Source organism: bacterium (assembly GCA_040755795.1).
Lineage (GTDB): Bacteria > UBA9089 > CG2-30-40-21 > CG2-30-40-21 > SBAY01 > JBFLXS01.
In genome coordinates this window covers 1-1131 of the sequence record JBFLXS010000737.1, presented here as the reverse complement: position 1 = coordinate 1131, position 1131 = coordinate 1, and the positions used below count along the sequence as shown (strand labels likewise).

At 34.8% G+C, this 1131-nt stretch carries 2 protein-coding genes; both read left to right on the top strand.

What is annotated here, in order from left to right; genetic code table 11:
- The first annotated feature begins 693 nt into the window (after positions 1 to 693).
- On the top strand, positions 694 to 942 hold the full coding sequence (locus tag AB1414_21310) for a hypothetical protein (GenBank protein ID MEW6609950.1): 249 nt from the start codon (positions 694 to 696) through the stop codon (positions 940 to 942).
- On the top strand, positions 932 to 1131 hold a 200-nt coding region (locus tag AB1414_21305; GenBank protein MEW6609949.1), incomplete at its 3' end, for a hypothetical protein. The genes AB1414_21310 and AB1414_21305, both read left to right, overlap by 11 nt.

The window sequence follows — 1131 nt, the reverse complement described above, 5'->3', positions numbered from 1 at the left end:
AGGTAAGGGAAGAATAATAATCTTAAACCTAACCTGCACAGGTCGAAAAAATTTATAATGCAGTAAAATAAAAACCGCTAATAGGCAGTATAATACCAGGATGTTATTTTTCAGTATTTTCTAATTTTGATATTAAAATTTTTTCTTGATTATATAGGAAAGTATAATATACCACGAATTTCACGAATTGGACGAATAAAAGGGTGTCTAATTGTCTGGTAGTCTATGTAACCCAGACACCTATACACCCAGACACAGACTACCTGAATGGGTTACATTTAGTATTCATTCGTAAAATTCGTGGTAACTTTTTCTTGACAGAATATTTTATTTATGCTACTCTATAAATAGCCTAACTTATAATGCAGTAATATAAAACTGCCAATAGGCAGTATAATCTAAGGTTAGAACAATAAAAATAATCACACAGAGACACAAAGTCACAAAGGAATTGAATAAAACAATAAACCTTTGTGTTCTTTGTGGCTTTGTGTGAGAAAATAAAAAGGAGATATTTTAGGGTCAGCTTTTTCTAACCCTTCGCTGCACCTGACTGCGGGGGGCTGTGCCGTAATTAGAGTTTTGTGGTATCTCAAGCTTTTATCTTGTTTACAAAGGTTAGTGGTAATCCACCCCGCAGCAGGTGAGCTCTATCGTTAGCGGCTAGAAAATAAACCGAGGAGGTGATTGTTAATGGCACAATTGACAATGGGAGGAGTGTATCATAATGGGATTGTCATTCCCCAAGAAGATGTTCCATACAATTCCGATATGCGAGTTTTGATTACATTTACTAAAGAAATTCCAAAGAGAGAACTCTACGCTCACACTCCTGAAATCCAGGAAGCATTAGCAAAAGCAGAGGCAAACTATAAAACAGGTAAGTTCAAAGAATATACAGATGCAGATGCCTTACTCAAGGATTTGAATAATGTTAAGTGAACGAAAATTTGCCAAAGATGATAATTTCGACAAGTATTATGAAGCCTTACCAGGCCACATCAAAAGGAAATTTGAAAAACAAGTAAGGTTCTTGTTGAATGACCCAAAACATCCATCGCTAAAGATTCATCAATTTGAAAGTATCAAAGGATTGTGGGAATTTTATGTAGATGATTATTATCGATGCTT